General features: G+C 41.8%; 23 protein-coding genes and 1 other RNA gene. 8 read left to right on the top strand and 16 right to left on the bottom strand.

Annotation, left to right across the window (positions count from 1 at the left end):
* The coding region (locus ACIPUA_RS11405; RefSeq protein ID WP_449059685.1) for an inovirus Gp2 family protein at positions 1-619 on the top strand (619 nt) is incomplete at its 5' end.
* A gap of 243 nt (positions 620-862) precedes the next feature.
* On the opposite strand, the gene ACIPUA_RS11400 is transcribed toward ACIPUA_RS11405, so the two are convergent.
* The 7 genes from ACIPUA_RS11400 to smpB form a co-directional block, all read right to left on the bottom strand.
* Entirely contained in the window at positions 863-1840 is a 978-nt protein-coding gene (locus ACIPUA_RS11400) for a hypothetical protein (RefSeq protein WP_449059684.1), read from the bottom strand.
* Between the two features lie 3 nt (positions 1841-1843).
* Positions 1844-3775: a hypothetical protein gene (locus ACIPUA_RS11395; RefSeq protein WP_449059683.1), complete on the bottom strand. Its 1932-nt coding sequence runs from the start codon at positions 3773-3775 to the stop codon at positions 1844-1846.
* A gap of 1 nt (position 3776) precedes the next feature.
* Positions 3777-5981, bottom strand: a complete 2205-nt coding sequence (locus ACIPUA_RS11390) for a hypothetical protein (RefSeq protein ID WP_449059682.1) — start codon at positions 5979-5981, stop codon at positions 3777-3779.
* A 428-nt stretch (positions 5982-6409) separates the two neighbouring features.
* Positions 6410-7027, bottom strand: a complete 618-nt coding sequence (locus tag ACIPUA_RS11385) for a hypothetical protein (RefSeq protein ID WP_164528605.1) — start codon at positions 7025-7027, stop codon at positions 6410-6412.
* Positions 7028-7328: 301 nt separating this feature from the next.
* On the bottom strand, positions 7329-8570 hold the full coding sequence (locus ACIPUA_RS11380) for an integrase (protein ID WP_449059681.1): 1242 nt from the start codon (positions 8568-8570) through the stop codon (positions 7329-7331).
* A 181-nt stretch (positions 8571-8751) separates the two neighbouring features.
* Positions 8752-9115, bottom strand: a transfer-messenger RNA (tmRNA) gene (gene ssrA, locus ACIPUA_RS11375).
* Between the two features lie 48 nt (positions 9116-9163).
* Positions 9164-9646, bottom strand: a complete 483-nt coding sequence (gene smpB / locus ACIPUA_RS11370) for an SsrA-binding protein SmpB (protein WP_449059680.1) — start codon at positions 9644-9646, stop codon at positions 9164-9166.
* Between the two features lie 153 nt (positions 9647-9799).
* Here smpB and ACIPUA_RS11365 point away from each other — a divergent pair, with 153 nt between their 5' ends.
* Both ACIPUA_RS11365 and ACIPUA_RS11360 read left to right on the top strand, forming a co-directional pair.
* A complete protein-coding gene (locus ACIPUA_RS11365) occupies positions 9800-10234 on the top strand; it encodes a type II toxin-antitoxin system RatA family toxin (protein ID WP_197679461.1) in 435 nt (144 codons plus the stop codon).
* Positions 10218-10523 (top strand): RnfH family protein, encoded by a 306-nt coding sequence (locus ACIPUA_RS11360; protein WP_208292020.1) that lies wholly within the window; start codon positions 10218-10220, stop codon positions 10521-10523. The genes ACIPUA_RS11365 and ACIPUA_RS11360 overlap by 17 nt, the downstream gene beginning before the upstream one ends.
* A 181-nt stretch (positions 10524-10704) precedes the next feature.
* On the opposite strand, the gene bamE is transcribed toward ACIPUA_RS11360, so the two are convergent.
* From bamE to nadK, 3 genes are all read right to left on the bottom strand, one after another.
* Entirely contained in the window at positions 10705-11097 is a 393-nt protein-coding gene (gene bamE, locus ACIPUA_RS11355; RefSeq protein WP_042844747.1) for an outer membrane protein assembly factor BamE, read from the bottom strand.
* 112 nt (positions 11098-11209) lie between these two features.
* Positions 11210-12871: a DNA repair protein RecN gene (recN, locus tag ACIPUA_RS11350; RefSeq protein WP_449059679.1), complete on the bottom strand. Its 1662-nt coding sequence runs from the start codon at positions 12869-12871 to the stop codon at positions 11210-11212.
* Between the two features lie 86 nt (positions 12872-12957).
* Complete coding sequence (nadK, locus tag ACIPUA_RS11345) at positions 12958-13857, bottom strand: NAD(+) kinase (protein ID WP_042845373.1); 900 nt, start codon at positions 13855-13857, stop codon at positions 12958-12960.
* Between the two features lie 101 nt (positions 13858-13958).
* Here nadK and grpE point away from each other — a divergent pair, with 101 nt between their 5' ends.
* Positions 13959-14552 (top strand): nucleotide exchange factor GrpE, encoded by a 594-nt coding sequence (gene grpE / locus ACIPUA_RS11340; RefSeq protein ID WP_042844743.1) that lies wholly within the window; start codon positions 13959-13961, stop codon positions 14550-14552.
* A gap of 119 nt (positions 14553-14671) precedes the next feature.
* Here grpE and ung read toward each other — a convergent pair whose 3' ends face one another.
* Complete coding sequence (ung, locus tag ACIPUA_RS11335; protein ID WP_048607890.1) at positions 14672-15352, bottom strand: uracil-DNA glycosylase; 681 nt, start codon at positions 15350-15352, stop codon at positions 14672-14674.
* Between the two features lie 379 nt (positions 15353-15731).
* Here ung and grcA point away from each other — a divergent pair, with 379 nt between their 5' ends.
* Entirely contained in the window at positions 15732-16115 is a 384-nt protein-coding gene (grcA, locus tag ACIPUA_RS11330) for an autonomous glycyl radical cofactor GrcA (protein WP_042844740.1), read from the top strand.
* Positions 16116-16273: 158 nt separating this feature from the next.
* The gene (locus tag ACIPUA_RS11325; RefSeq protein WP_449059678.1) at positions 16274-17719 is read left to right on the top strand and encodes an ankyrin repeat domain-containing protein; all 1446 of its coding nucleotides are present in this window, start codon (positions 16274-16276) and stop codon (positions 17717-17719) included.
* 29 nt (positions 17720-17748) lie between these two features.
* On the opposite strand, the gene srmB is transcribed toward ACIPUA_RS11325, so the two are convergent.
* From srmB to ACIPUA_RS11305, 4 genes are all read right to left on the bottom strand, one after another.
* A complete protein-coding gene (gene srmB / locus ACIPUA_RS11320) occupies positions 17749-19080 on the bottom strand; it encodes an ATP-dependent RNA helicase SrmB (RefSeq protein WP_042844736.1) in 1332 nt (443 codons plus the stop codon).
* Positions 19081-19263: 183 nt separating this feature from the next.
* Positions 19264-20469 (bottom strand): sodium/glutamate symporter, encoded by a 1206-nt coding sequence (gene gltS, locus ACIPUA_RS11315; RefSeq protein ID WP_129466146.1) that lies wholly within the window; start codon positions 20467-20469, stop codon positions 19264-19266.
* A 272-nt stretch (positions 20470-20741) separates the two neighbouring features.
* Positions 20742-21659, bottom strand: coding sequence for a formimidoylglutamase (gene hutG / locus ACIPUA_RS11310; protein WP_449059677.1), 918 nt, complete (start codon positions 21657-21659; stop codon positions 20742-20744).
* A 2-nt stretch (positions 21660-21661) separates the two neighbouring features.
* A complete protein-coding gene (locus ACIPUA_RS11305; RefSeq protein WP_042844731.1) occupies positions 21662-22393 on the bottom strand; it encodes an IclR family transcriptional regulator in 732 nt (243 codons plus the stop codon).
* Between the two features lie 157 nt (positions 22394-22550).
* Between ACIPUA_RS11305 and trmN the strand changes: the two genes are divergently transcribed.
* Complete coding sequence (gene trmN, locus ACIPUA_RS11300) at positions 22551-23285, top strand: tRNA(1)(Val) (adenine(37)-N(6))-methyltransferase TrmN (protein WP_042844728.1); 735 nt, start codon at positions 22551-22553, stop codon at positions 23283-23285.
* A 59-nt stretch (positions 23286-23344) separates the two neighbouring features.
* Here trmN and nadB read toward each other — a convergent pair whose 3' ends face one another.
* The gene (gene nadB, locus ACIPUA_RS11295) at positions 23345-24940 is read right to left on the bottom strand and encodes an L-aspartate oxidase (protein ID WP_042844726.1); all 1596 of its coding nucleotides are present in this window, start codon (positions 24938-24940) and stop codon (positions 23345-23347) included.
* A 395-nt stretch (positions 24941-25335) separates the two neighbouring features.
* Between nadB and rpoE the strand changes: the two genes are divergently transcribed.
* Positions 25336-25914 (top strand): RNA polymerase sigma factor RpoE, encoded by a 579-nt coding sequence (gene rpoE, locus ACIPUA_RS11290; RefSeq protein WP_042844720.1) that lies wholly within the window; start codon positions 25336-25338, stop codon positions 25912-25914.
* Positions 25915-25969 lie beyond the last annotated feature (55 nt).

Below are 25969 nucleotides of genomic sequence, written 5' to 3'. Positions count from 1 at the left end.
GAGTGATCGCTATGATTCCTCGATATCGTATTATATCCTTCGTCGATTACTGGCAGTGGTTGAGAATACACTAGAACACCATAACCGAGTATTTGCAATCCGAGTTGATTTACGATTCGCTCAGGATAGTAGTCCTGATGCCCCGGATATGCCTATATGTTTTCAACGCACGGATGAGCGAGCCATTACCCGTTTTATCGAGTCACTAAAAAGCCAACTGAGAGCCGCACATCATCGTACGGGGCGTTCAGGTACACCAGCACTCCCTTATTATGCTTGGGTAAGAGAACGTAATGAAAGTGAATATCCTCACTACCATTTAGTTTTGTTATTTAATCGAGATATATACGGCTATTTAGGCAACTATTTACAAGATGATGCCAATAATATGGCGACTAGAATACAACGAGCATGGTGTAGCGCCATTGGCTTAGAGTACCCGGACTATGCACCATTAGTTAACTTTCCAGAGAATCCCGTATTTCGATTTGATAGACGAGATGCTCTGGCCCGTCATTCTAATTATTTTGATTTCCTATTACGCATGACGTATCTGGCTAAAATGAATACCAAGGAGTTCATTACTGACTTTAGAAACTTCGGAACCAGTCAGGTTTAATTGAGAGGCATTAGCTCAGACTTGAACTAACAGGTGTTGGGTAGAACATAACTAAGCCTGACCGGCTGGTCTGAGCGAGGAGCGGAAGTTTCCATTATTCTATCAAGGTAATCTTCAACCGGCCGATTTAGAGGCGTTTGCTTTAGAGCAATAACTACACCTTGAATAAAAGGTTGTCTAACTCTATACACAACTCAAAATATAATGGCTCTGTGGAGTTAGACACCGTGCGCTTTCGTCCTGTCAGGGAGCTAAAATTTTCCAGATGTCATAGCCGATATACGCCAACGTAGAGGTAGCAAACAGGGTAAAAATGATGACAACGTAGCGAAATCTACGCTGACTTACAGCAATTTTCGCCGCCAGATGGCTCTTTTGCTGACTAACAGCTTCAGTCAGCGCCTGCTGACTTATTTGCAGAGACTCAATAGCCTGGGTTGGTGGCGTTAAGTGCTGCACCAGAGCTGTCTGGACGTCGGTGGATAGCATTTTAAGGCCGCTTAACACTTCTCGCCGATCGTTTTCTTGCTGTTCCGCGAACGTGGTCTGCGCCGTTTGCACATTTTGACTGACGCCCTTGAGCTGCAGGTTAAGTTCACTTACCAACTGTTTTATTTGCTGCTGGACTTGCATGACACTTTCTAGTTGTTCAGACAATCGTTGGTCACGCTCTCGCGTCGACCGTTGCTCGCTGGCATTGTCTGCGCTGGTGTCCTCTATAGATTGGTTAACCGCCAGTAGCTGCTGCAATAGGGCCTCAGCGCTGTCGATACCTGCTTGCTGACACTGCTGTATTGCTGTCTGAACACTCTTATTTTGCAGCTCAAGAACATCAGACAGTTTTGCAAAAATCTCGCCTGTCTCGGCTTTCAGTTGGCTATCATAGTGCGCCGATTGTTGACTAAGAGCGGTGCGAATATCTTGTTTTTTTTCATTGACCTGAGTCGAAATAAATTCCTGCAGCTTACTTATCATCCCAGGAATATCGTCATCTTGCAGCTCACGTAATGATCTTTTCAGAGGATTAATGATTTCTTCAGTGTTTGCGTCTACCGCATTAATAGCATCATTGATTTCGTCAACCTTATATTTTGTATCCAGAACCTCTGCATTGAGTCTTTTTAAAGAATTCTCAAGGGGATTGAGCGGTTCCTTAAGTATTTTTACCATTAGCTCGGCGAGCATTTTTTCTTTATTTTTTATTTCACTGGTTACGTTCATGTCTTACCCAGAATATTTTTCAGTTAAATTCATTAAATCTTCCCGCTGATTTTTCAACGCCACACAGGATAAAACTTGTAATAAAGCATCACAATTATCCTGTTCCTGAAAGACCGAATCCAGGCGTGCACTTAATGTGTTGAGATACTCTTTATCAAGAAAGTGGACAAACTGCTTACAGCGGGCAAGATCCTCCTTTGAAGCTGCGGCAATTTTTTTTAAATCATCCTTGTGCGAGACGATCTGTTGTTCAAGCGATGTTTGCCGCCGTAAGGATTTATTTTGCTCTACTCGCAACACGTCAAGAGTCATCCTTTCTTTGGATAGTTCACTTTTGTATTCATTCCGGACGTTCTCTGCTGCAGCCATCCATTGTGAGGTCCACAACCGAATGACTTCCGCTTTTGCATTATCAGCAGCATAGATGACGCTGTTTTTGTCCGATAAATAATTCGCAGAACTAAGATAGGCATCGATCCAATAGTCATCGAGCGTATAGCGAATAGCATTGAACTTTTCATCAAGAATATCCTGTACCTCCTGCCTGGTAGGTTCAATATTCTTACGGGCTACTTTTCGCCAGTACGTTGACTGACTTGCTATGGCCAACTGGATCTTTTTAATTTCACTGCAATAGTCGGCAATCATACGGCGTAAAGTCGTGCATTTTTCGCTTTTGTACTCTGCCGACAATTTAATTACTGCGGCCTCTTTTGCGGCTTTATCGATAAAACCTCGGCTGACAGCTAACGAGTTATCTTTTAATAACCAGTTAGTTTGGTTTATTTTTTCCAGCGACCGAGAGATCGCCTTTTCCCAGGTCATCAGTGTATTTTCTGTTTCTTGTAGCTGTTTTTTTAGCGCTGACAGTTTTTTTTCGACAACTGCCGTTTTTTTCTCCTGAATATATTTAACGCTGAGGTGGGTATCTAGGGTGCTGCGCAACCGCCCGAGCGGGCTGGTCGATGCCGCAATCTGTTCCAACAGTTCGTTACGCAAGCGGTTGACCATGGGGGCAACACGGGCATACAGGGCGCTATCGTTTTCGGCCATACTCAGCCAGCTGCTGCCAAACTCGAGTGGAAAGTAGAGGTTCAGATCTTTCGCCATGTCACTCATGCTGTTAAAGCGTTCGATCTGTTCAATAAGGCGCTGACGTAGCTGGGTGATATCGAAAGCTGGATCGTTGCGAATCAGCGTCTTCACCGACTGTGCTGAGTAAGAATAGGTGGTCACGATGCGAAATCGGCACGGCATCGCCTGCCAGTCCTCAATACCCGGCAGTGTGATAACGTCCGGTTGCAGAAAACTCAAATCATCGCCACGACCAATTAGCAACACCAAATCAGCGAAGGGAAGATAACTCTTCGCCATTTGATTGACATGCTTTTGCTCTTGCGCATTCGCGGGATTATCACCAGGTAGATCCAGAATACGCACGCCGAGCACACCCGTGGTTTTCATCCTGAAAAAACGCCCAGGAATATGCACAATGCATGGGGAGTCGACAACCAGTTCTCCCCGTTCCATCTGCTTTCTGATCTGCGCTAAGGCATCGGTCATATCGTCGTCAGAGGCAAACCAGTGCGTTTTCGATTGCACAAACAATCCCCAGCGCTGGTCCGCTGAACGACGATATTCCATGGCGGTGGCGGTGGCCGACTTTCCAGCTTCCCGCCCGCCGCGCAGCACGTGCGATAATGTTGCCATTTGCTGCAGATCTATGCCCATCAGATCGAGCAGTAAGGTGGTTTTTCCGACCTGCGTCTTACCAAAGATAACCACGTACGGTTCGGTATCGCTTTCCCTGAGCTGTATTCTTTCCTGAACGTCATGACTTAAGGTTTTAATCAGCCGATCGTAGGCGCGAAAAGCCCACTCTAACTGCCGCGACTCTAACTGCTGCCAATAATTTATAACCTTCCAGGACGTCATCTCACTCACCGTGGTTGGTTATTAACACTTGTAGACCCGAAGCCGATGAACCCAGCTCAGTACGCAGGTCATCGATAAGGGTATTCACATCGGCAATGGCTTTGGCGAGCCGATCCTTGCGCATCAGTATTTCGTCCATGTGATAACGCGTACGTAACGTTTCGCTAATCCGCTTACGCGCCGCATTCATCGTATCGTCGAACTGACTGCGTAAATGCTCAATATGGTGATCATGAACGCTGGCAAGCATGGTGTGTGCCTGAGAGCTCGCTTTTTTCTCGAAGGTGCGCATTCGTGTTACCGCAGACACGGTCACGTAGGCCGCCGCAACAACGGCGGTTACCGCAACGGCAGCAGGATGCATTATCACTGGTGCGGGGGGAAGGGGTGAACCCGTTTGGTCAATAGAAGATTGATCCTGGCCAAAGAGCGCGCCAAGGATATCGGAATCACCGTCGCTGACAATGTCAATCGCCAGCACTGCCGCCAGTGATTTTATTGCGGTCTTGCCAAGATCAACTCCTGCGTTGAGGGTTTGAACCCCTTCTGCAGCGACGTTACCTGCGGATGTCTCACCATCGTACTGCTCAAGTGTGACGTAAGGTCGCAGCTCTTTGCAAATTTCAGGCATGGCGTACACAAGGCGAGTGTACTCCAGCGAGAGCACTGGGATCAATTCCACGGTTTTCCTGAGCTGTTTATTCATCACCGTGGTATTTTGCCCATTCGATGTGGCACCATGATTTAACAACATTTTGATATTACTTATTTTTTCTGCATCCAGCTGTTCGTGCTGTATGGGCTGCCCGGCGCTATTCATATAGCCAAGTGTTATCAGCTTCTCTAGCTTTGGTGATGCAGGCAAGTTTGGGCGATTGTTGCCGTTTGGCATGGGCTTGAGTTTTGCCGCCGTCAATTGTTGCAAGCTGTTCACATAGTCATTGAAGAAACCAGTTGATGCGTCCTCCCATGAATCCTGAACCAGTTGCTGTAATTTGCCTTTTGTCTCACTGGTGGTATCAAATACATTCGATATCCAGTTGGCAAATCCCTCATGGTCCTTGACCAGCTTGCGGTCCATGTTAACCTTTGCCGCTTCAAAGGTTTTAGCGATACACGCTTTCACCTTTTTGGTGTGCTCTTCTCTTAGTTCCTGTACGGCGTCGTCAAACACTTCTAGTACTTCTGCCAGAACCTGACTGCCATCATCCTGGCAACCTTTATCACTGTGGTAATATAGACGTGACTGAGTACGGATCATATTCATGACGCGGGGCAGATCCTTACTGATAATCCCAGTAAGGTGGGTTAACTGGAGATAACGATTGGTTTGTCCGGAAAAGTTAAGGTCATCAATGGCTCGGCACAGGTGCGGCATCCATTCCGTTATGTATTCCGGATCGTCGGTGCCGGTTAAAATAATATTGTTATCCGTATATTCGGCAGCGACATTGAAGGTTTCAGCCGCGCTTTTTCTTAATTCAGTTTGCCGTTGTGGATTATGGCGATACGCTTCTGTCTTGGAGATGACAATATAAGGTTTACAGTCCTTAAGCTCTTTTTCCAGCATATCTTTGACGATTTCGAGCTGCTGCTGGTTTGCCAGTCGAGTTTCGTCGGTTACGATGATACAACCGCCTGCCGCGATCATTGCCTGACGCATTAGTTCTTGCCATTCACGATTTTCACGCTCTTGTTTTTCATAGCCAGGCAGCAGTAACCAGGCCTGATTATTGCGTGTAAAATAACGCTGCGGTACTTTCAATACTGGCAGTAAATCCCCCGCATCAGGATCGCAGACCGCTCGCTGAAACTCGTTGACGTCGACGCTGATATCCTCTAGTGTCAAATCATTTCCAGTTTCGACTAGGCGGCGGACATAACCCTGAGGCACTTCAGTCTTAGAACTCTCGAGGATTAAGACTGGCATTTTCTCGCCGCGTCCTTCATTGCTACGTAACCAGCCGCTACAGTCTTGATGCAGGCCATACAGGCTCGCCATCAGAGTCGTTTTCCCCGCTCCTTGCGAGCCCCCTATAGCCACAATCCAGGTATCGGCGAGCACCTCAGCAAGCAGCAGTCGTCGCATGACTTCAAGTAATTTTTCATCAAGCTCTTCACTGTCAAGTGCGGAACAGGCCCCACGTAAACGACGCAAAGTATTATTCAGCGCCTTGAGCTGGATTTCCGGTGATTTCATTGTCATTTGTTATCCTCAGAAGGTCTTAAAATTGTAAAACCTAATTATATCAGGCGCCATAGCGTTAGGCTTGCGAAGATTAAGGCAAATTTCGCGCATCCAGGAGACCAATTGGAAAACGGAAATGATCCTATGTTAAGTCTGTTTTTTGAGTAGACATGAGTTGATGGGGGAGTGAGCAACAGACCTTCCATAGGTTGTATCAACAGGTCTGGTGAGGATTCCATTCTTCGCATGTAATTTTCCTGAATTCGAAATCTAGCAGGCTGCTTACATGACTGGAAAAAGTATAACGAAAAGTAAACATGCTCAGCAGTTCTTATTTCGACTTAGTGTTAATACAGAATTACGGAAACGAATCTAACCTCTTTATTTCAGCATCCCGTTCTTGGATGGAGGTTTACGTCCCTTCAAGGTCTGCGGCGGATCTGTCCTTAATCTAACGTTCCCTTGATGGCTATGCCTTGTGGTATCTGAAGATCATCAAACTTGGCTGAGGTAATTTTAGGATCTCCAGTAGTACATCGGAACAGTTCCAAGAAGAACCGATAAGAGGTTAGGTTACACGAATCGTATAATACTCGACTACTTGCTCCTGCAATTTTTGTTGCGGAAGCGCAGCGCATCTCTGACTTCGTATAGTTGAAAATGAACGAAGCTGGGGTGATATTCAGCATTTTGTCGCACTGGCTCAGCAGTTCATTGTGACCATCTACTGTCATTGCAATACCTTTATGAATTCTCTTTGACTGAATCAGAACTCCTTTTGAGTAGGTAAGCTGTGGTGTATTGATTGAGACGTGAAACAGCATGTCTGCACCAGCCTTCTTCTCTTGTGCAGCTATCCCCTTACGGTGTCTGAGAATTGATGAAGACCAAGTGATATCACCAATTTTATCGTCAAAAGCTGCATCTAATCGGCCGATTAGCGCCCCAGTGATGTCGTCTTCATCCGTGACTAACCCGTTCGAATACTTTAACATCGCAGCGCTGACTGCACGGTCTGCTGCGTGTGCAGCTTTCTGGAATGCTTGTTCTAGTTTATGTTTCATTATTTATCCTCATCCCAATCCTGAACTAAACAAACTGAAATCTGTAGTTTTTTACAAGTCAATTGGAGTGCAAATATCCTGCATAACCGGACTACTCATTTTTGGTATCACCACCGATTATACTCATAAAACGAAGCAGTTCATATGTATACACTGAAAAGTGGGTGAATTGCTCCTTTATTAGTAGAGTGCGGACTATAGTAGTGTTCGGTAATGGCACATAGCTGACATCTCGGTGATATTGATATATAGTCCCGTGTTATTATTATAGTACCAGCTCAGATTAGAGCTGGTACACATGTTATCCAACTAGCGATATTCCTCTTACTCCACCTTCAATAATACTTCCCCTATCTGCCGATTCAATAAAATCAGCCCACCATTGCATCATAGGGCGTCTTTGCTCTATGTAATCACTGCGGTTGTATGCTCGCCTCACTTCGTTTTTATCGACGTGGGCTAGGGCGGCTTCGATAACATCAGGTGGGAAGCCTTGCTCATTGAGTGCGGTGCTGGCAATTGAGCGTAGACCATGAGAAACCAAGAGACCACCGAATCCAGCGCGTTTTAATGCTGCATTGACGGTTTGGCTATTCATCGGTTGGGTAGGCTTGATTCGGCTAGGAAAGATAAACTCACGATTACCACTTAATGGTTTCATTAGCTCTAAAATAGCTAAAGCAGCGTCAGATAACGGAACAGTGTGCTCACGGTTCATTTTCATTCTAGCAGCGGGGATCTTCCACTCCTTGGTTTCAAAGTTGATTTCGTCCCAGCGAGCTTCAGCGGCTTCGGCAGGGCGAGAGATGGTGAGTAGCTGCCACATAAACAAGCATCGAGTAGATAGGCTAATACTAGCTGTACGCATTGTCTGCATGAGCTTTGGTAGCTGATCAGGGGGAATACTTGGCATATTCTTTTTCTTGGGTTTTTCAAAAGCTTTGCCAATGTTGATACTTGGAACGGCATCAATTAACCCAGTATTTTGAGCATAGATCATCACTTCGTTGATACGCTGACAAAGGCGACGGACAGTTTCTAGTGCGCCTCTGGCTTGTACCGGTTGTATTGCTTGAACCAATATGTGCGCTTTGATATCAGTAACACTAATATCGCCAATAGCGGGGAAGACATCTCGTTCAAGTGAACGCCAAATGTCGTTACCATAGTCTTCGGTTACTGTGGACTTTTTCACTTCCCACCAACGTTCAGCGACAAGTTGGAAGGTATTGGTTTTAGCCTCTTGAGAGTTTCTTATTTGATCTTTTTGATATTCTTGAGGATCAATATCTTTTGCCAGTAATGAGCGAGACTCTGCTCTAAGTTTTCTAGCATCTGAAAGTGTGACAGCAGGGTAGGCCCCAAAACTTTGTTTGGTCCTTTGTTTTGTATAAGGGCGGTAGTAACGGAATTGCCATAATTTGCTTCCGCTAGATTTGATTAGCAGTGTGAGTCCATCACCATCATACAGCTGATAGTCCTTGTCCTGTGGTTTAGCTGCTTTGATTTCGGTATCGGTTAATGGCTTTGTTTTTCTTGCCATGAAAAATCTCCATGCGTTTAGGCCCAACAAAGATGTTAGTTCTTTTTGTTGGGCCTATCAATGGGCCTAAAGGAATTAGCTTGGGTGGGATAAAATAGGACAGTGTAGGACATAAAAAAGCCCGCAACTCATTGAGTTAGCGGGCTTTTCAGTCTTCTTTGGACGTCCTTAGAAGATAATTTGGTGGAGCTGGCGGGAGTTGAACCCGCGTCCGAAATTTCTACATCCTCGGTACTACATGCTTAGTCTAGTCTTTAAATTCATTTGCCAGCTGCGGACAGACACGCCACTAACAAACTATCCTGATTAAGTTTAACGCTGCAACCCCAGGCAAGGCATTCACGCGATCTCTTTTGGGTTTGACCTCTCTTGATCCCCGTCCTAAGAGCGGAGGCTAGGGAGAGAGGGCTCTAAGCAGGTTATTAAGCTGCTAGTGCGTAGTTTTCGTCGTTTGCGACTATTTTTTTGCGGCTTTTTACGAGGCCAACCGCCCCTCGGCATGCACCTTGGGTTTCGCAAATCCCGTCGAATCCAGAATCAGCCCCAAGTTGTTGAGCACAGTATAACAGAAAATTATCCTATAAAGCTAGAACTTAGCGATTAGAATGTTTCATTATACGTGCTTTATCGAGTTGCCATTCACGATCTTTGATATCAGAACGTTTATCATGGGCTTTTTTACCCCTTGCAACACCAATTTTGACTTTACACCATGCATTTTTCCAATAGAGGGAAAGTGCAATAACGGTATACCCTTCACGATTAACTTTGCCGTAAAGTGTGTCTAATTCACGTTGATTTAGAAGTAGTTTTCGGCTACGGGTTGGATCACATACTATATGGGATGATGCAACAGTAAGTGGTGTAAAGTTTGCACCAAATAAGTAGGCTTCACCGTCACGTAAAAGCACGTAGCTATCACCAATATTGGCTTTGCCAGCGCGTAGTGATTTAACTTCCCAACCTTGTAGGGACAAACCCGCCTCGAACTCCTCTTCGATAGAATATTCGTGGCGAGCACGCTTGTTCATAGCAATTGTTGCTGAACCGGGTTTATATGGTTTTTTCTTTGTCATAGTGCAATCATTATACTGTAAGCTGAGTTGAAAGAAATCTTTCTAAGCTGATATTTTTCTGATTGTGCAAATCTTGCCCTGTATGGGTTTTGTTTTTTGTTTAACCAGTCAATGATGGTATTATATGCTCAGTTTTTGGGGATAGGAATTGATATGCCACAGATTAGTCGCTCTGCGTTAGTCCCTTTCAGCGCAGAACAAATGTATAAACTCGTCAATGACGTTATTTCATACCCAAGTTTTTTGCCTGGGTGTGTAGGTAGCAGAATTATTAGCCACAGTTCTGATGAAATGACAGCTTCAGTTGAAGTGTCAAAAGCGGGGATCAGCAAAACCTTTATTACTAAAAATGTACTTGAGGATAACAAGTGTATTCACATGCAGTTGGTCGAAGGGCCATTTAGCAAGTTATCTGGAGGGTGGAAATTTATTCCTTTAAGTGCTGATGCATGCAAAATCGAATTTCATCTTGATTTTGAATTTACTAATAAATTAATAGAGTTAGCATTCGGTAAAATTTTTAAGGAATTGGCGAACAACATGGTTCAAGCCTTTACTTTAAGAGCTAAGGATGTTTACAGTGTCTGAGCTTAGTATCGAAGTAACCTATGCATTGCCGGAAAAACAATTTTTGTTATCAGTGAAGGTTGCTGATGGTACAACAATTGAGGATGCAATAATTGCCTCTGGAATTCTTGCGTTGCGTGATGATATCGATTTAAAGAAAAATAAAGTGGGTATTTATAGCCGCCCTGCAAAGTTGACTGATAAAGTGCAAGATGGTGATCGGATTGAAATTTACCGGCCTTTAATTGCAGACCCGAAAGAATTACGTCGAAAACGCGCTGAAAAATCTAAAGAAACAAAAAATAGTTGATAGAGCTAATATGATTTTGATGAACCGAGCGATAGCTCGGTTTTTTTGTTATGTAGACTTAATATCTTCAAATTGCTTTGGAAATAAGAGTGGTATAACAATGTTCATTCAAAATAACTACCTGTTCAAATATGTAGTTAATGATACAGGTAGATAGTTTCATAAAGCCCTAACTATATGATTAGTCAGCTGACTTGGTCTCGGATGCTTTAGTTTCAGCGGCTTCCATTGACTCTTGGGCTGCAAGGTTTTTCTCATTTTTGATATCAGTTAAAATACCATTGCGATCAAAAATTAGAGTTAAAGTCTCTTGCTGAACTGGGTCATGCCCGAGCTCTTGGCGGAAAACATAATACCAAGTCTGAGTACCAAACGGGTCGGATAACATTGGTGTGCCCAAAGTGTAAGCGACCTGTTGCTGTGTCATTCCTTTTTGGATCTTGGCAACATCTTTCGCTGTGAGGTAATTACCTTGGTTAATGTCAGGGTGATAGACAAGACGTTCCATCATTGAACAGCCCGTAGACATTAATGCGAGTGATAGTGCAGCAGCAGTTAACAATTTATAACGCATGGATATCTCATTCCTTTTGGAGTCAGAACATCAATGATAATCGACATTGATACATTTTAAAACCTTCCTTATCGACTCTAAGACCACATGAGCGTAAAAAAGTTGTCAAAAATTACGCTGCGAGTAATTCTTTTGCATTTGCCAGTGTATTTTTTGTGACTTCTGAACCGGCAAGAAGTCGGGCAAGTTCTTGTAACCTTGATTTTTTGTCCAGTAATTGCATATGTGTTTCAGTTTCTACGCCATTGGTTTCTTTACTGACATAAAAATGATGATGACCACAACCAGCAACTTGCGGTAGATGGGTTACACACATAACCTGCGTCGACTCACCTAATTCACGTAATAATTTACCAACAATCGCTGCTGTTGGCCCACTGATACCGACATCGACTTCATCAAAAATTAAGGCTGGGGTGTCCATTTTTTTAGCGGTAATAACTTGGATAGCTAATGCTATGCGTGATAATTCACCGCCGGATGCAATTTTACTTAAAGCTTGATGAGGCTGACCGGGGTTAGTCGTAACATTGAATTCAATCTTACAAGCACCGTCGATTTGCAACTGTTCCGGAACAAATTTTACATCAATAGTAAACAGGCCGTGGGGCATAGATAGTTGGTGCATGCTATCGGTAATTAATGAACTTAACTCTTGGGCATAATGCAGGCGCATGTGGTGTAAGCGCTTAGCGCAAGCTAATGCTTTTTGGTGATCATTAATAACCTGAGCATTTAATGCTTCACAATCTTCATTTTGATTGGAAATTTGTTCTTGCTCACTTAGTAACTGTTGAAATAGTTCTGGTAGTGCTTCAGGAGTAACATGATGTTTACGCGCTAGGCTAATTTGTTTAGAAATGCGTTGTTCAAGTTCAAACAAGCGATTGGGGTCAAGTTCGTACTGATCGCAATAATGTTTTATTTCATCACTGACTTCACTGACTTGGATTGAAGCCTCTTCGAGCATATCCAGTAACCCTGAAAACTTAGGATTGAGAGTGACTAATTCAGATAACTCATTTTTTGCCATGCTCAACAGGCCCATCACGTTGGCTTCATCATTGTCTGATAATATTTGAGCCGCAGTTTGCCCAAGCGTTAAAAACTGACCATAATTTGCTAATTGTTTATATTCTTGGTCAATTTCTTCAAATTCCCCTTGGATGGGCATAAATTCATTTAATTCTTTCAAATGATATTCTAATAGCTGCTGACGAGCTTCATATTCTTGCATTTGTTTTTGAAAAATGGCCAATTGCTGGCAAGAGTTATGCCAAACCTGCCAAGCTTGTTTCATTTGCGAGAGCAGTTCTTGTTGATTTGCATAGGCATCTAGTAGTGATTTTTGGTGAGTATTATCAAGTAATAATTGATGAGCGTGCTGACCATGGATTTGGATTAGTAAAGCACCGAGTTCCCTAAGCTGCGAAAGAGGTACGGATACGCCATTAATAAAGCCACGGGAGCGGCCATCAGAAGATATTGTACGGCGTAATAGGCACTCATTTTGGTTATCAAGTTGATGTTCAGCTAACCAATTTGCGGCCATTTTTGCATCTGCAAGGGAGAAGCGGGCGCACAAATCTGCACGTTGAGTGCCAGAGCGTACCATATTGGCTTCACCACGTTCCCCTAAACACAGGCCGAGCGCATCAATAGCGATAGATTTACCCGCACCTGTTTCACCTGTGATGGTGGTCATGCCATTACGAAAATCAATTTCTAATTCACGAACGATAGCAAAATTATTGATGGTTAATTGAGTAAGCATCTGCGCTCTCCTGTAAAAATACACACCTGTGTTTTCATACAGTTTAAACTGTTTTTTTATACAGTAAAGAGGTAGCGCAAAAAAAATTAAAAAGTTTTTTTAGCCCATCCTAATTTTGAACTTAACGTATTGAAATAGTTATAGTCTTGGGGGTGAACTAGGTTAAGATTTTTATTACTGCGTTTAATTATAACCTCTTCACCATCTTGAATTGGCAGCATAATTTGGCTGTCACAACTGACTTCATAGTCGATATTTGTGCGTAAAAACTTTAAACGGATACTGCTATCACTACTAATAACGAGTGGCCGTGATGACAGGGTATGAGGGAACATAGGGACTAAGACAATGGCGTCTAAATTAGGCGTTAAAATAGGGCCTCCCGCAGAAAGTGAATAGGCGGTAGAGCCAGTTGGAGTTGCAATGATTAAGCCATCAGAGCGCTGAGAGAATGCGAACTTTTCATCAATATAGACTTCAAATTCGATCATATGAGCGACTTTACCTGGGTGCAGAACAATTTCGTTGATTGCAGTACTTTTCCGTGATTTTTGATTACTTTTGATAACCTGAGCTTCTAATAGAAAACGTTTTTCTTCGCGATATTCACCTTCAAGGACCCGAGAAAGCTGCTGTAAGGCATTATCAGGGTCGAGGTCAGTTAAAAAACCGAGGTTACCCCGGTTTACGCCGATAACTTTATTATTATAGCGGGATAAAATGCGCGCAGCACCCAGCATGTTACCATCACCCCCAACGACGACGACGAGGTCTGCTTGTTGGCCAATATCGGTTAATGACCCTGTATTGGCATTAGCCAGCTTCAGATCTTTGGCAACTTGTTTATCAATAATTGCATGGTAATTTTTTGAAATTAGCCAATGATAAATTAATTCATGAGTTGCCAATGCTTCCGGATGCCTTGGGTGCCCGACAATGCCTATCGTTTTAAATTGTGATTGTGGTGTATTATTGCCCTTTCGCATACTTTTTTGGCCTCTCATTGTATGACTTCCCTTGAATCCCTGTATTAGATCCCCATAATACTCTCATATAGGGGATTAATGCTAAATACGCGGAGATATTCATGAGTAGTAAAGACCAAAACATGCATGATGAGCAAGCTTTTGAGCAAAATGAATCACAAAAAGTTCAACAAGAGCAAGAAGCTGAAGTTCAGCAAGCTGATGAAATGCAAGCAAACGAAGAAGCGTTAGCAGCGCGTATTGCTGAGCTTGAGCAACAGCTTGAAGCATCAAGAAAAACTGAGCGTGAAGCCATGTTGCGCGCCCATGCTGAAATCGAAAACATTCGTCGTCGGACGGAACAAGATATCGAAAAGGCGCACAAATTTGCTCTTGAAAAATTTTCTAATGAACTATTACCAGTTATTGATAATTTAGAGCGTGCTATTGATGCGGCAGACCGTGACAATGAACAATCTAAAGCAATGGTAGAAGGGTTAGATTTAACGCTGAAAACATTCTTAGATGCAGTGGCGAAATTTGGCATTGAACCAGTAGGCGAAGCGAATGTACCGTTTAACCCTGAGGTTCATCAAGCAATGACGATGATAGAATCGCCTGATCATCAAGCAGGTCATGTTATTGATGTGATGCAAAAAGGCTACACGTTAAATAACCGTCTATTAAGACCAGCAATGGTCATCGTGTCGAAATAACGATAATGATAATTAAATGGGATGCACAGGCATCCCATTTAATTACTAGTATTATTGAAAATCAATTGTTTGATTTTATTGTTTTCTTGTTCTGCTTTTCTAGCCCATTACATCGTATTTTATTCGTTGATGACTGGGTTCCAGTCAATAGGTGTTTTGCCTTCCCGTTCTAAGATGGTATTTGTTTGGGAAAAATGTCCGCAACCTAAAAAACCACGGTGCGCTGAAAGTGGCGATGGATGTGGGGCTTTAAGGACGTGATGGCGCTTAGTATTAATTATTTTGCCTTTTTTCTGTGCGTGGGCGCCCCATAATAGAAAAATGACCCCCTGAGTATTTTCATTAATAGCTTCAATAACTTTATCTGTAAAGGTTTCCCAGCCTAGATGTGCATGGGAATGTGCATTACCTTGCTCTACCGTCAGTACGGTATTGAGTAATAAGACACCTTGCTTAGCCCAACTCAGTAGATAGCCATGATCAGGCCGTTGAAAACCAGCGATATCTTTCTCCAGTTCTTTATACATATTAACTAAAGAAGGTGGCGGTTTTACCCCTGGGAGTACCGAAAAAGATAGGCCATGGGCTTGACCAGGTCCGTGATAGGGGTCTTGACCTAAGATAACCACTTTGATGTCGGCAAGTTCTGTATAACGAAAAGCATTAAAAACATCATCTTGTGGTGGATAGATAACTTTACCTTTTTTGCGTTGATCAGCAACGTAAGCAAGTGTTTCCTTGAAGTAAGGCTTGGATTTTTCTGGGCCAATGACATCGTGCCATGTGATAGGTTCTGACATGAAGTATTCCATAATAATGAATCTATGACAGTCCAATTTATAACTGAACCAGTTGATACCCTAAGCTTACTGGTTCATAGGCAAGAGATAAAGCCCTGATATTGATTATAGTATTTAAAATATTTTTTAAAGTTTATGAAAAAAATTAAAAAACAAACGGATTAATTTTGATTTAAATCATAAAGTTGAACTGATCTGTTTAGTTACTGCACGAAATAATTGATAAATATCAAAGAAACTCAGGGGTTCAACTGGTATAAAATGACTATATACATTGGTTAGACCAAATATCCAATTGCTAGTTTTTATAAGATTGATGGTTAATGCAGTTTCGGTTAATAAAAACCGATTGCAATCAAGTTCGAACGTGGAGGTCGACATGATTACTGGTATTCAAATTACTAAAACAGATAATGCAGCATTATTAAATTCTTTCTGGTTACTTGATAACGAGAAAAATGAGGCTCGTTGTGTTTGTGCAAAGGCGGATTATAACGAAGGCCAAATCGTCGCGAAAGACGAATTAGGTGCTTTTGAGTATCGTGAAGTCCCTTTGGAGATGAAGCCAACAGTTCGTGTCGAAGGTGGCCAGCACTTAAATGTGAATGTTTTAAGCCGTGAAACATTAGAAGATGCGGTTAAAAACCCAGAAAAATACCCACAATTAACCATCCGTGTATCAGGTTATGCAGTACGTTTTAACTCATTAACCCCTGAACAACAGCGTGATGTTATTACCCGTACTTTTACTGAAAGCTTATAATAAAATTTAGTATAACTACGTTAAATACTGTGTAATAAATTCTAAAGCCATTGTTATCAATGGCTTTTTATTTGCGACTAATAAAGTAGATTATTTCTCTCCTTGGCTATTTGTATTCCAATATTCTTCCAACACAATATATTTGTTAGGAGGAATTTATGCCTTTTTTAACGCCAGAAACGATATCCTCTAGAGATGAGCTTTCTCTTGCTCAAGAAAGTTTAGATATATATTTACAACATCAGCATGTAGAAAATCAGTCTTGCGGGGGAAATTTGTGGCCCCCAAAAATATTAAAAAATGACTTTTTAGGTCGGGATGCACAGCCGAAAGACTATATATTAGCGTTGCTTTCACAGGGGGCTTACAATAAAAATTGGCAGACAATACAAGAGATTGAAAGATTAGATGATAGTGAATTGAATAAACTGGGAATAAGTGCTGAATTATTAAGTGATAAGCAGACAGGGTTCCAAGCTAATATTTGTCGGTTTCATGATTTATATATTCTTTGTTTTAGTGGTAGCAATGATATCAGCGATTTTTATGCAAATATCCGCCAAGGAATTGGTTTGTATGAATCTCAATATTTTCAAGCCGTGAGTTTAATGAATGTTTTATCAAATGCAGTTAATAGAAATACAATCTGTACAGGGCATTCATTAGGTGGAGGGCTATCGTCTATTGCAGCATTGGCAAGCAATTCTCCTTGTATTGCATTTAGCCCAGCAGGGCTGTCTAAGAGCACTGTTAATAAAGTCGGCATAGATTACCACATGGCTGAAAAAGTGGCTCAGGAAGGACTAATACGTTTTTATACTGTGCAGTATGACTGGCTTGATTCATTACAAAATTCTTTACCAATCCCTTCTGCGTTGGGAAATTGTATTAAAATGCCTTATAGCGAACAGAGTTCTTGGAAAAATTGGCTACCACACCGTTTATTAACAAGAAGTTTTATTGCACATACAATGGTTAAAATTATTAAAATGATGTGCATGCATAAACCGTGGAATAATTGGAATGCCCTTACTGGAGAATATAATAAAATCCAAGAAATACCATTAACTGTATTCCCTAACCCTGAAGAACAACAAGTATTAAATTGGCAAGAAGGTTGTAAGAAAGCGATTAAAGCAGGGGATATTAATGAGTTTTCAGCTATTTTAGTTCGACATCATAAACCTAGCGATATTGACTTTTTAGCTCGGCAATCAGTTAGTGCAATGAATGGGCAATTTATGCAAGTTTTAATTGAATCTCAATATGGGCAATTAATTAAAAGTATGCAATCAAAAGAACAAAAAAGTATTTTGCATTTAGCTGCACAAAACGGCCAAGTCATGCAATCTCAAATCTTATTAAAGAATGGTGTAACGGTAAATATTAGGGATAGTTTAGGCAATACTCCCTTACATGATGCAGTGAATAGCCATGCACTTGAGGTGGCAGAGTTATTGTTAGCAAGTGGAGCTGATTGGCGAGTTAAAAACAACCAAGGCTTAGACTGCAAAGACATTCTCAATAATCATATTATTAAACCAGAATTGTTAACCCATGAGGGAAAATTTATGCGTGAAAAAGTGTTTAATATGATGAAATAATAAAAAAACGGGTCGAAACCCGTTTTTATTTACTTAGTTTGCTCAGGTGTTGTCGGTGCAATTGGAGCACGGCGTTTCCCAATATTTTTCTTATCGCGATGGCGTACTTTTTCTTTCTTTTTAGTTTGTTCTTCTTTTTTCTTTTCCTTGCGTTTTGCAAGGACTTTCTTCGACGGTTTAGGCTTATTCAGCATTGCCTCTGAAGGGGCTTTCGTGGTCGGACGCAAAGAGTCAACAACACGAATTTTAATTTGGTCTTCAATATAGCGAGTTATTTTACCCAGCAGTGGAAAGTCGTGAGCTTCAACTAAGGAAATTGCAACCCCTTTGCGGCCTGCGCGACCCGTACGACCAATTCGATGTAAATACACATCAGCAGTACGTGGTAAGTCAAAGTTGAACACATGGCTGACGTTATCGATATCTAAACCACGGGAAGCTACATCGGTTGCAACTAATACTTTAACTTGGCCATCAACTAAACGGCGAACAGCTTCGTTACGTTTAGTTTGCGGCATTTCACCTTCAAGGTAACATGGTTCAATACCTGCTTCACGCAGCCATTGAACGACTTCACGTAAGCGTTCGCGTTTACGAACAAACACAATCGCTTTTGTTACCTCTTCTTGTTTTAACAAGTGGCATAGTAAAGCTGTTTTATGTTCTAGTGTGTCGGCTCGGTAATGAAATTGTTGAATTTTTTTGCGTTCGCGACGAGAAGGGTCTGCATCAATTTCAATGGGTTCTTCTAATAACCTTTCTGCAAAATCACGGATTGCTTCGCCTTCCAGAGTTGCAGAGAAGAGCATAGTTTGTTTGCGCCAGCGCGTTTCACCAGCAATGGTTTCGATATCATTCGCAAACCCCATATCTAACATGCGGTCTGCTTCATCAAGGATTAAAATTTCAACGGCCCGGCAGTCAAAGTTTTCTTCTTTGATATATTGGAGTAAGCGACCTGTTGTGGCGACAACGATATCTTGATTTTCGCTGAAAACCTCAGCATGGTTCATATAAGCGACACCACCAGTAATCGTTGCAATATCTAGGTGATTATGTGCGCATAATTCTTTTGCTTGTTCAGCAACTTGCATGGCTAATTCACGAGTTGGTGTAACAACCAGAACTCGAGGTGGCCCTGATTTTTTTCTTGGAAAATCAAGTAAATGTTGAATCGCAGGGATTAAAAATGCGGCGGTTTTACCTGTTCCAGTAGGGGCTGAACCTAAAACGTCTCGGCCATCCATTGCAGCAGGAATAGCCGCGGCTTGAATAGCCGTTGGGCGTTGATAGCCTTTATCCGAAAGCGCATTAATTAGGCTTTCGTCAAGTTCAAGTTCAGAAAAAGTGGATGCAGTCATGATATACCTCTATTTGGGGCGCTGATTATAAACAGGTTAGCAAAATTGTTCACCTGAAAAATCAGCTTTCCTCAATTGTAACTGTTTTTAAAGTAGACAGGGAGTGATATATCAATGAAAGTAGGTAGGGTTTAGGCTGGATAACACCATTGAAAAGGGAGGAGAACCTCCCTTTCGAAATGATTAGCTAAATATATTAATAAGCCAAGTATGGTAAGGTATCCCGACTAAATCAATGAGTACTGCACCACTCAATGGGACAATCATAAAGGCTTTCATGGAAACATGTTTATAACGCTCACAAACGGAAGACATGTTAGCCATTGCATTTGGCGTAGCTCCCAGCCCGTGGCCCATTAAACCAGCACACATCACGGCGGCATCGTAATTCTTACCTAGCAGCCTAAAAATAACAAAGACAACTAATAACGTTAATATAATAACTTGCGCTAATAGGATGGTAAATAATGGTAGTGCAACTGTTTTCAACTCCCAAATTTTTAATGACATCATTGCCATTGTTAAAAATAAGCCAAGGGAGACTTCTGATATCAGGTCAACCGATTTTTGGTTGATGCGGAATAATTCAATTTGGTCGTTAATATTGCGGATAACAATAGCGATGATCATTGCGCCTACATAACTCGGTAATGAAAATCCTGTTGCCTTAGTAAATTGTGCCGAGGCGAATTGACCAATTACCATGATCCCCAGTACTAACGCGAGCATTTTTAAAAAAGCATGGGCATCGATAGATTCGATTTTCCCTGCGATGGTTTCAGGTATTTGAACTCGTTCTACATTTTCATCAGCTTGAATGCGAACGTTAAATTTCTTGATCAAAAATGAAGCGACTGGCCCACCGAGTAGACTTCCCGTTATTAAACCGAAAGTTGCGGCGGCAATAGCGGCGACTGTCGCTGATTGCACCCCTAAGCTTTCTGCCATACCACCAAAAGCAGCCGCACCACCGTGCCCTCCTGTTAGAGAAACACCGCCAGCCATAATGCCGATAACAGGTTCAACACCTAATAAATGGGCAAGCCCTGCACCGAAAGTGTCTTGGAAGATAACCACAAACCAGCAGATGAAAAGATAGATAAATAGTAACCGACCGCCACTTTTCAAAATACGGAAGCTACCGTCAATCCCAATAGTGGTAAAGAAGGCAACCATTAAAAAGGTTTGTAAGCTGGTATCAAAATTAATCTCGGCTAGATTGAATGATTTAAGTCCCCAGATAATCAAACTAACCAGAAAACCGCCAATAACAGGGGAGGGAATACAAAAACGTTGTAGCCAATCAATACGTTTTTTTAAGTGGATCCCCATCAATAGGCAGATTACTGTTAGAAATAGGGTGGAGAGCGTGTCTAGGTGTAGAATCATATTTTTCCCTTTTTAACTGTTGTCTTTCACGCTACAGAGTTGTTAGCCGCGCTCCGCTACCCTAGTCACATACTTTTGTATGCTCCTAGGGATAACGTCACTTGCCGCCTAGCTGTAACGCGAAATTCAATAGTTAAAAACCATTAAGATATTACGCTACAGCTAATTTGATAATCAATTTCAAAGCTATTTTTATTGTGGTGCTCGAAAGTAAGTTATCTTAACAGCGTGAGAAACAGTGTATTTATCAGTCGAATTGTTGTGTTGTTTTATTAGAATAAATATTGGTAAATCAAATAAGCTGCGAGTTTGGCGGTATGGTTATCAATATCAAACTCAGGGTTACATTCTGCGATATCAAAAACGGCAATTTTTTGGCTACTTTTGATAATGGAAAATAGTTCATCAAAAATTTCAGTAGAAATACCTTTCGGTGCTGGTGCACTAACGCCTGGCGCAATGGCAGCAGAAAATACATCTAAATCGACGGTGACATATAAATAGTCTACATCGTCAATGAATTTTTTAATTTTTTCAATTGCTTGAGGTAGCTTGGTATAAGCTAATTCTTTATCGCGGATATATTGGCAACCTAACGTATCAGCGGTATCGAATAGGACTTTTGTATTGCCATGATCTGCGATGCCTAAGCATAAGTATTTGAAAGGACGTTGGTATTGCTGACATAACATGGCAGATTGCAAAAATGGCGTGCCGGAAGTGGCAATAGGGGCTTCGCGTAAATCGAAATGCGCATCAAAGTTAATAATACCAATTGTTTTACCCGCTTGATATTGTTCAACATAGTCAAACAGGCCTTGGAAGCTGGCAAATGCCACTTCGTGACCACCACCTAGGACGATAGGTTTTTGGTTAGCAGATAATATAGCTACTAATTCATCAGATAGACGGCGTTGTGCGGCTTCGAGATCACCGTCATCACAGCTAATTGTCCCGTTATCTTTGATGGCAAGTGGTTGATGAATTGGCAACCCTGCAAGTTGGCTGCGAATAGCATTTGGACCCGCTTTGGCCCCCTGACGGCCTTGATTACGTCTAACGCCTTCATCGGACGCAAAACCAATTAAGGCAAATTTAGCAGGAGCGTGTTGGTTAATGACCTGATGGATGCGCAAATGTTCTTGTGTTTCACCATCTGTGCGCCCTTGCCATTGGAAAGCTTGTGTCATAGTTACTCCAGGTTAATTAATTTAGTAATGTTATGGGCTGTTTGGCAAGTATGCGTAATAAATTCATCGACGCGATGAGTGGAACGGAATTCAGGCGCCATAACTGAAATTACAGCTAAAACATCATTTCCTTTGAAAATAGGGGCAGAAACCCCCAATACGCCCTCGTCAATTTCACTGATAGACACGCCATAGCCTTGTTTTTGTATCTGCAGTAGGTCTTGTTGTAATTTAAATTTACTTTGCTCATGTGCTAATTGTTTCGCGTGTGTTTCAAATACATGGGTTTGGTATTGTTCATGACGAAAGGCCAGTAACGTTTTTGCACTTGCTCCTTTTATTAAGGTATTACCACGACCAATAATAAAAGAGCAGCGTAAGGCCTGTTCACTTTCAATCATGTCTACACAAATAGTTTCCCGTAAGTTTGAAGTAATTATCGCCACGGTTTCTTGCGTTTTTTTCGCTAGCTTTTGTAGCTCTTGTTTAGAAGCTCCCATCAATAAACTGTGGTGATAGTATTTTTCTTGGTTTTTGATACTCTGCGAACCGACACAATAAGTACCATATTGTTTTGCATAAGAGACAAATTCCCAATTTATGAGAATTGCCAGCAACCGATAAACTGTCGATAATGGGATGCCTAATGCAGATGAGATAGCCTGAGGCGTCACCGGAGATGCACTGGTTGTGATATATGACAAGATATCTAGGGTTCGATTTATACTATTCATTGCATCTCCTTTTTTTGAACTTAGCAGTAAAAAAAATTCGTCTCAAATATTATTCTCATAATATAAGAATAATATTGTAGCGAATAGGTTAAATTATCATTTTTATTTGCTCAAAATGAGTACGATAGAATAAATATTGTCCAATTAGAGTGTTTGCATGTGTGAACTAAAACAAAATTACCGCAAAGGTGGGTTTACTTTTAAACAGTTTTTTGTCGCACATGACCGATGTGCAATGAAAGTGGGGACTGATGGCGTGTTGCTGGGGGCTTGGGCACCCGTAAAAGGGGTTAGAGCAGCTTTAGATATTGGCAGTGGTAGTGGCTTGATAGCCCTGATGTTAGCCCAAAGAAACCCAACATTGCGTGTTGATGCCGTCGAATTAGACCATGAAGCAGCGGCGCAAGCACAAGAAAACTTTAATGAATCACCTTGGGCGGAACGCTTACATATAATTAACCAAGATATTATTACTTATAGCCAGCATTCGCAGACTCAGTATGACTTGATTGTGAGTAACCCGCCTTATTTTGAACCTGCGGTCGCATGCCGTGATAAAAAACGAGACCAAGCAAGGTATACATGTGCTTTAACCCATGATGTATTGCTAAAAAGTGCGAAGTCCTGTCTTGCTCCCCATGGGCTGTTTTGTTTAGTCTTACCATACGAAGTTGGGGAGAGATTGCAGGATATGGCAGGGAAATCTGGCTGGTTTACAGCTTTTCGCGTCGATATTAGCGATAAACCTAAAACTGGTTATCACCGTATGCTGCTGGGTATTCAATTACAGGAAGCATCGGTACAACAAACATCTTTAGCGCTAAAAAATGAAAATAATGAATATACCGAAGCATTTCGTAAACTTATTCAGCCATTTTATTTAAAGTACTAAGCTATATACCGTGAAGCTAGCTAAAGAAAAGCCGACACCAGTGTCGGCTTTGTGACCCTCTATTCAGGTATTAAAACGGTAGGCCCTGAATTTGGTGATGGGTCTGGATAATCAAGTGTATAGTGTAACCCACGGCTTTCTTTGCGCTCTAGCGCGCAACGTACCATTAATTCAGCAACTTGAACGAGGTTTCGTAATTCCAGTAAATTATTTGAAATACGGAAATTCGCATAGTAATCATGGATTTCTTGCTGTAATAGATGAATACGACGTAAGGCGCGCTCAAGGCGTTTGGTGGTTCTAACGATCCCCATATAATCCCACATAAATAGGCGTAATTCATGCCAGTTATGTTGGATTACAACCTGTTCATCCGAATTATGCACTCGGCTTTCATCCCATTCAGGCAAATAAGGGATCTCATCGATCTGTTTTATGGTTTTATTGATGTTTTCTGCTGCTGACCAGCCATATACAAGGCATTCTAAGAGTGAATTTGAGGCCATACGGTTTGCACCGTGTAAACCAGTGTAACTCACTTCCCCTATAGCATATAAGTTGGTGATATCGGTCATACCCATTTTGTCCACAATGACGCCACCACAAGTATAATGAGCCGCAGGCACAATTGGGATTGGCTCTTTTGTGAGATCTAACCCTAGAGTCATTAGTTTCGCATAAATGGTTGGGAAGTGGTTTTTTATGAAATCATCAGGCTTATGGCTGATATCCAAATACATGCAATCAGCACCAAGGCGCTTCATTTCATGGTCAATTGCCCGAGCAACAATATCACGAGGAGCAAGTTCGCATCGCTCGTCATAATCTGGCATAAAACGACTACCATCAGGGCGTTTTAAATAAGCCCCTTCTCCGCGCAATGCTTCTGTTAGTAAAAAATTACGTGCTTGCGGGTGGAATAAACAGGTTGGGTGGAACTGGTTAAATTCAAGGTTAGCAACACGGCAGCCGGCTCTCCATGCCATTGCGATGCCATCGCCAGAAGAAATATCAGGGTTTGTCGTGTATTGATAAACTTTAGCAGCACCTCCCGTTGCTAACACAACTGTTTTTGCTCGGATTGTTTCGACTTGTTCTTTTTGGCGGTTCCAGACGTAGGCACCTAAAATACGAGAAGAGTTGGCTGGATTAGAAAGGATAAGGTCAACGGCGTTATAGCGTTCTTTAATATGTATATTAGGGTGGGCAATGGCAAGATCGACTAAAGTTGTTTCAACTTCCTTACCTGTGGCATCCGCATGATGTAAGATCCGCCGATGGCTATGACCCCCTTCACGGGTTAAATGATATTGTGTTTCGCCGCTTTCGGTGATTTCGGTGTCAAATAAAACACCTTGGTCGATCAGCCACTGAACACAATGCTTAGCGTTTGAGGCAATAAATTCAACCGCTTCTTTTTGGCAAATACCCGCACCAGCGATGAGGGTATCTTCAACATGAGATTCAATACTGTCGGTATCATCAAAAACGGCGGCAATACCACCTTGTGCGTAGTAGGAAGCCCCTTCACTGAGGTTGCTTTTGCTGAGAATAGTCACTTGATGAAAGGGGGCGAGCCGTAAGGCAGCTGAAAGTCCTGCGACACCACTCCCAATGATTAAGATATCAGTGTAATGCTGTGTGGATGCGTTCATAAGTGTTTGCGTGTATATAATAGTATGTATTGAGTTTTTTATGTTAGCCTATTGGATTGTCTATTGCTATTGATGGATTGCTGTTTAGTAAACATGTATTGACCTAAGTCTATTTACATATTCAAATTGGTTTCGTGTGGTGGTAATAGTATTTATTTACAAAATTCGTATGCTGTATTCATGAGAGACGGAAATGTTATATACAGTTGTTTTAATGAAGATCTTTTAGGATCATCGAAACAGCAACGTTGGCCGTTTTGTAAATTATTGACTATTTTTTTAGATTTAATTGAACTTCAACTAGTTCTACTACTCAAAGTAGTGCTTGCTTTAGGAAGGGAGAACATGATCAAGTTAACATATTATCAGCCTGAATTCGGGAGATACTTCCTGGAATGAGCGAGCAATTAACTGACCAGATATTGGTTGAGAAGGTGCAAAAAGGCGATCAACAAGCTTTCAACTTACTGGTAATAAAATATCAGCATAAAGTTGCAAGTCTAGTCTCTCGCTATGTGCCGCAGGCCGACGTCCCTGACGTAGCTCAGGAGTCATTTATAAAAGCGTATCGTGCCATCGGGTCATTTCGTGGTGATAGCGCATTTTACACTTGGCTTTATCGTATTGCGGTTAATACGGCTAAAAATTATTTAGTTGCTCAAGATAGGCGTCCACCCGCGTCAGATCTCGAAGCGAGTGATGCAGAAAACTTTGAAACAGCTGGTGCTTTAAAAGAAATTTCGAACCCAGAGAACTTAATGTTGTCTGATGAATTAAAGAAAGTCGTTTTTAAAACCATCGAATCATTGCCCGAAGATTTAAGAATGGCAATTACGCTTCGCGAACTAGATGGTTTGAGCTATGAAGAAATCGCAGAAATTATGGATTGTCCTGTTGGCACTGTACGTTCGCGTATTTTTAGAGCAAGAGAAGCGATTGATAATAAAGTACAACCTCTGATTCAACAGTATTAGTATTGTTAAATCAGTCAATTAACTATAATTGTGATGCAATTAACTGAAGGTAATT

It is taken from the genome of Providencia sp. AGC89, assembly GCF_053543535.1.
Note: the sequence above shows the minus strand (reverse complement) of the source record. Positions and strands in the feature narration are given on the sequence as shown.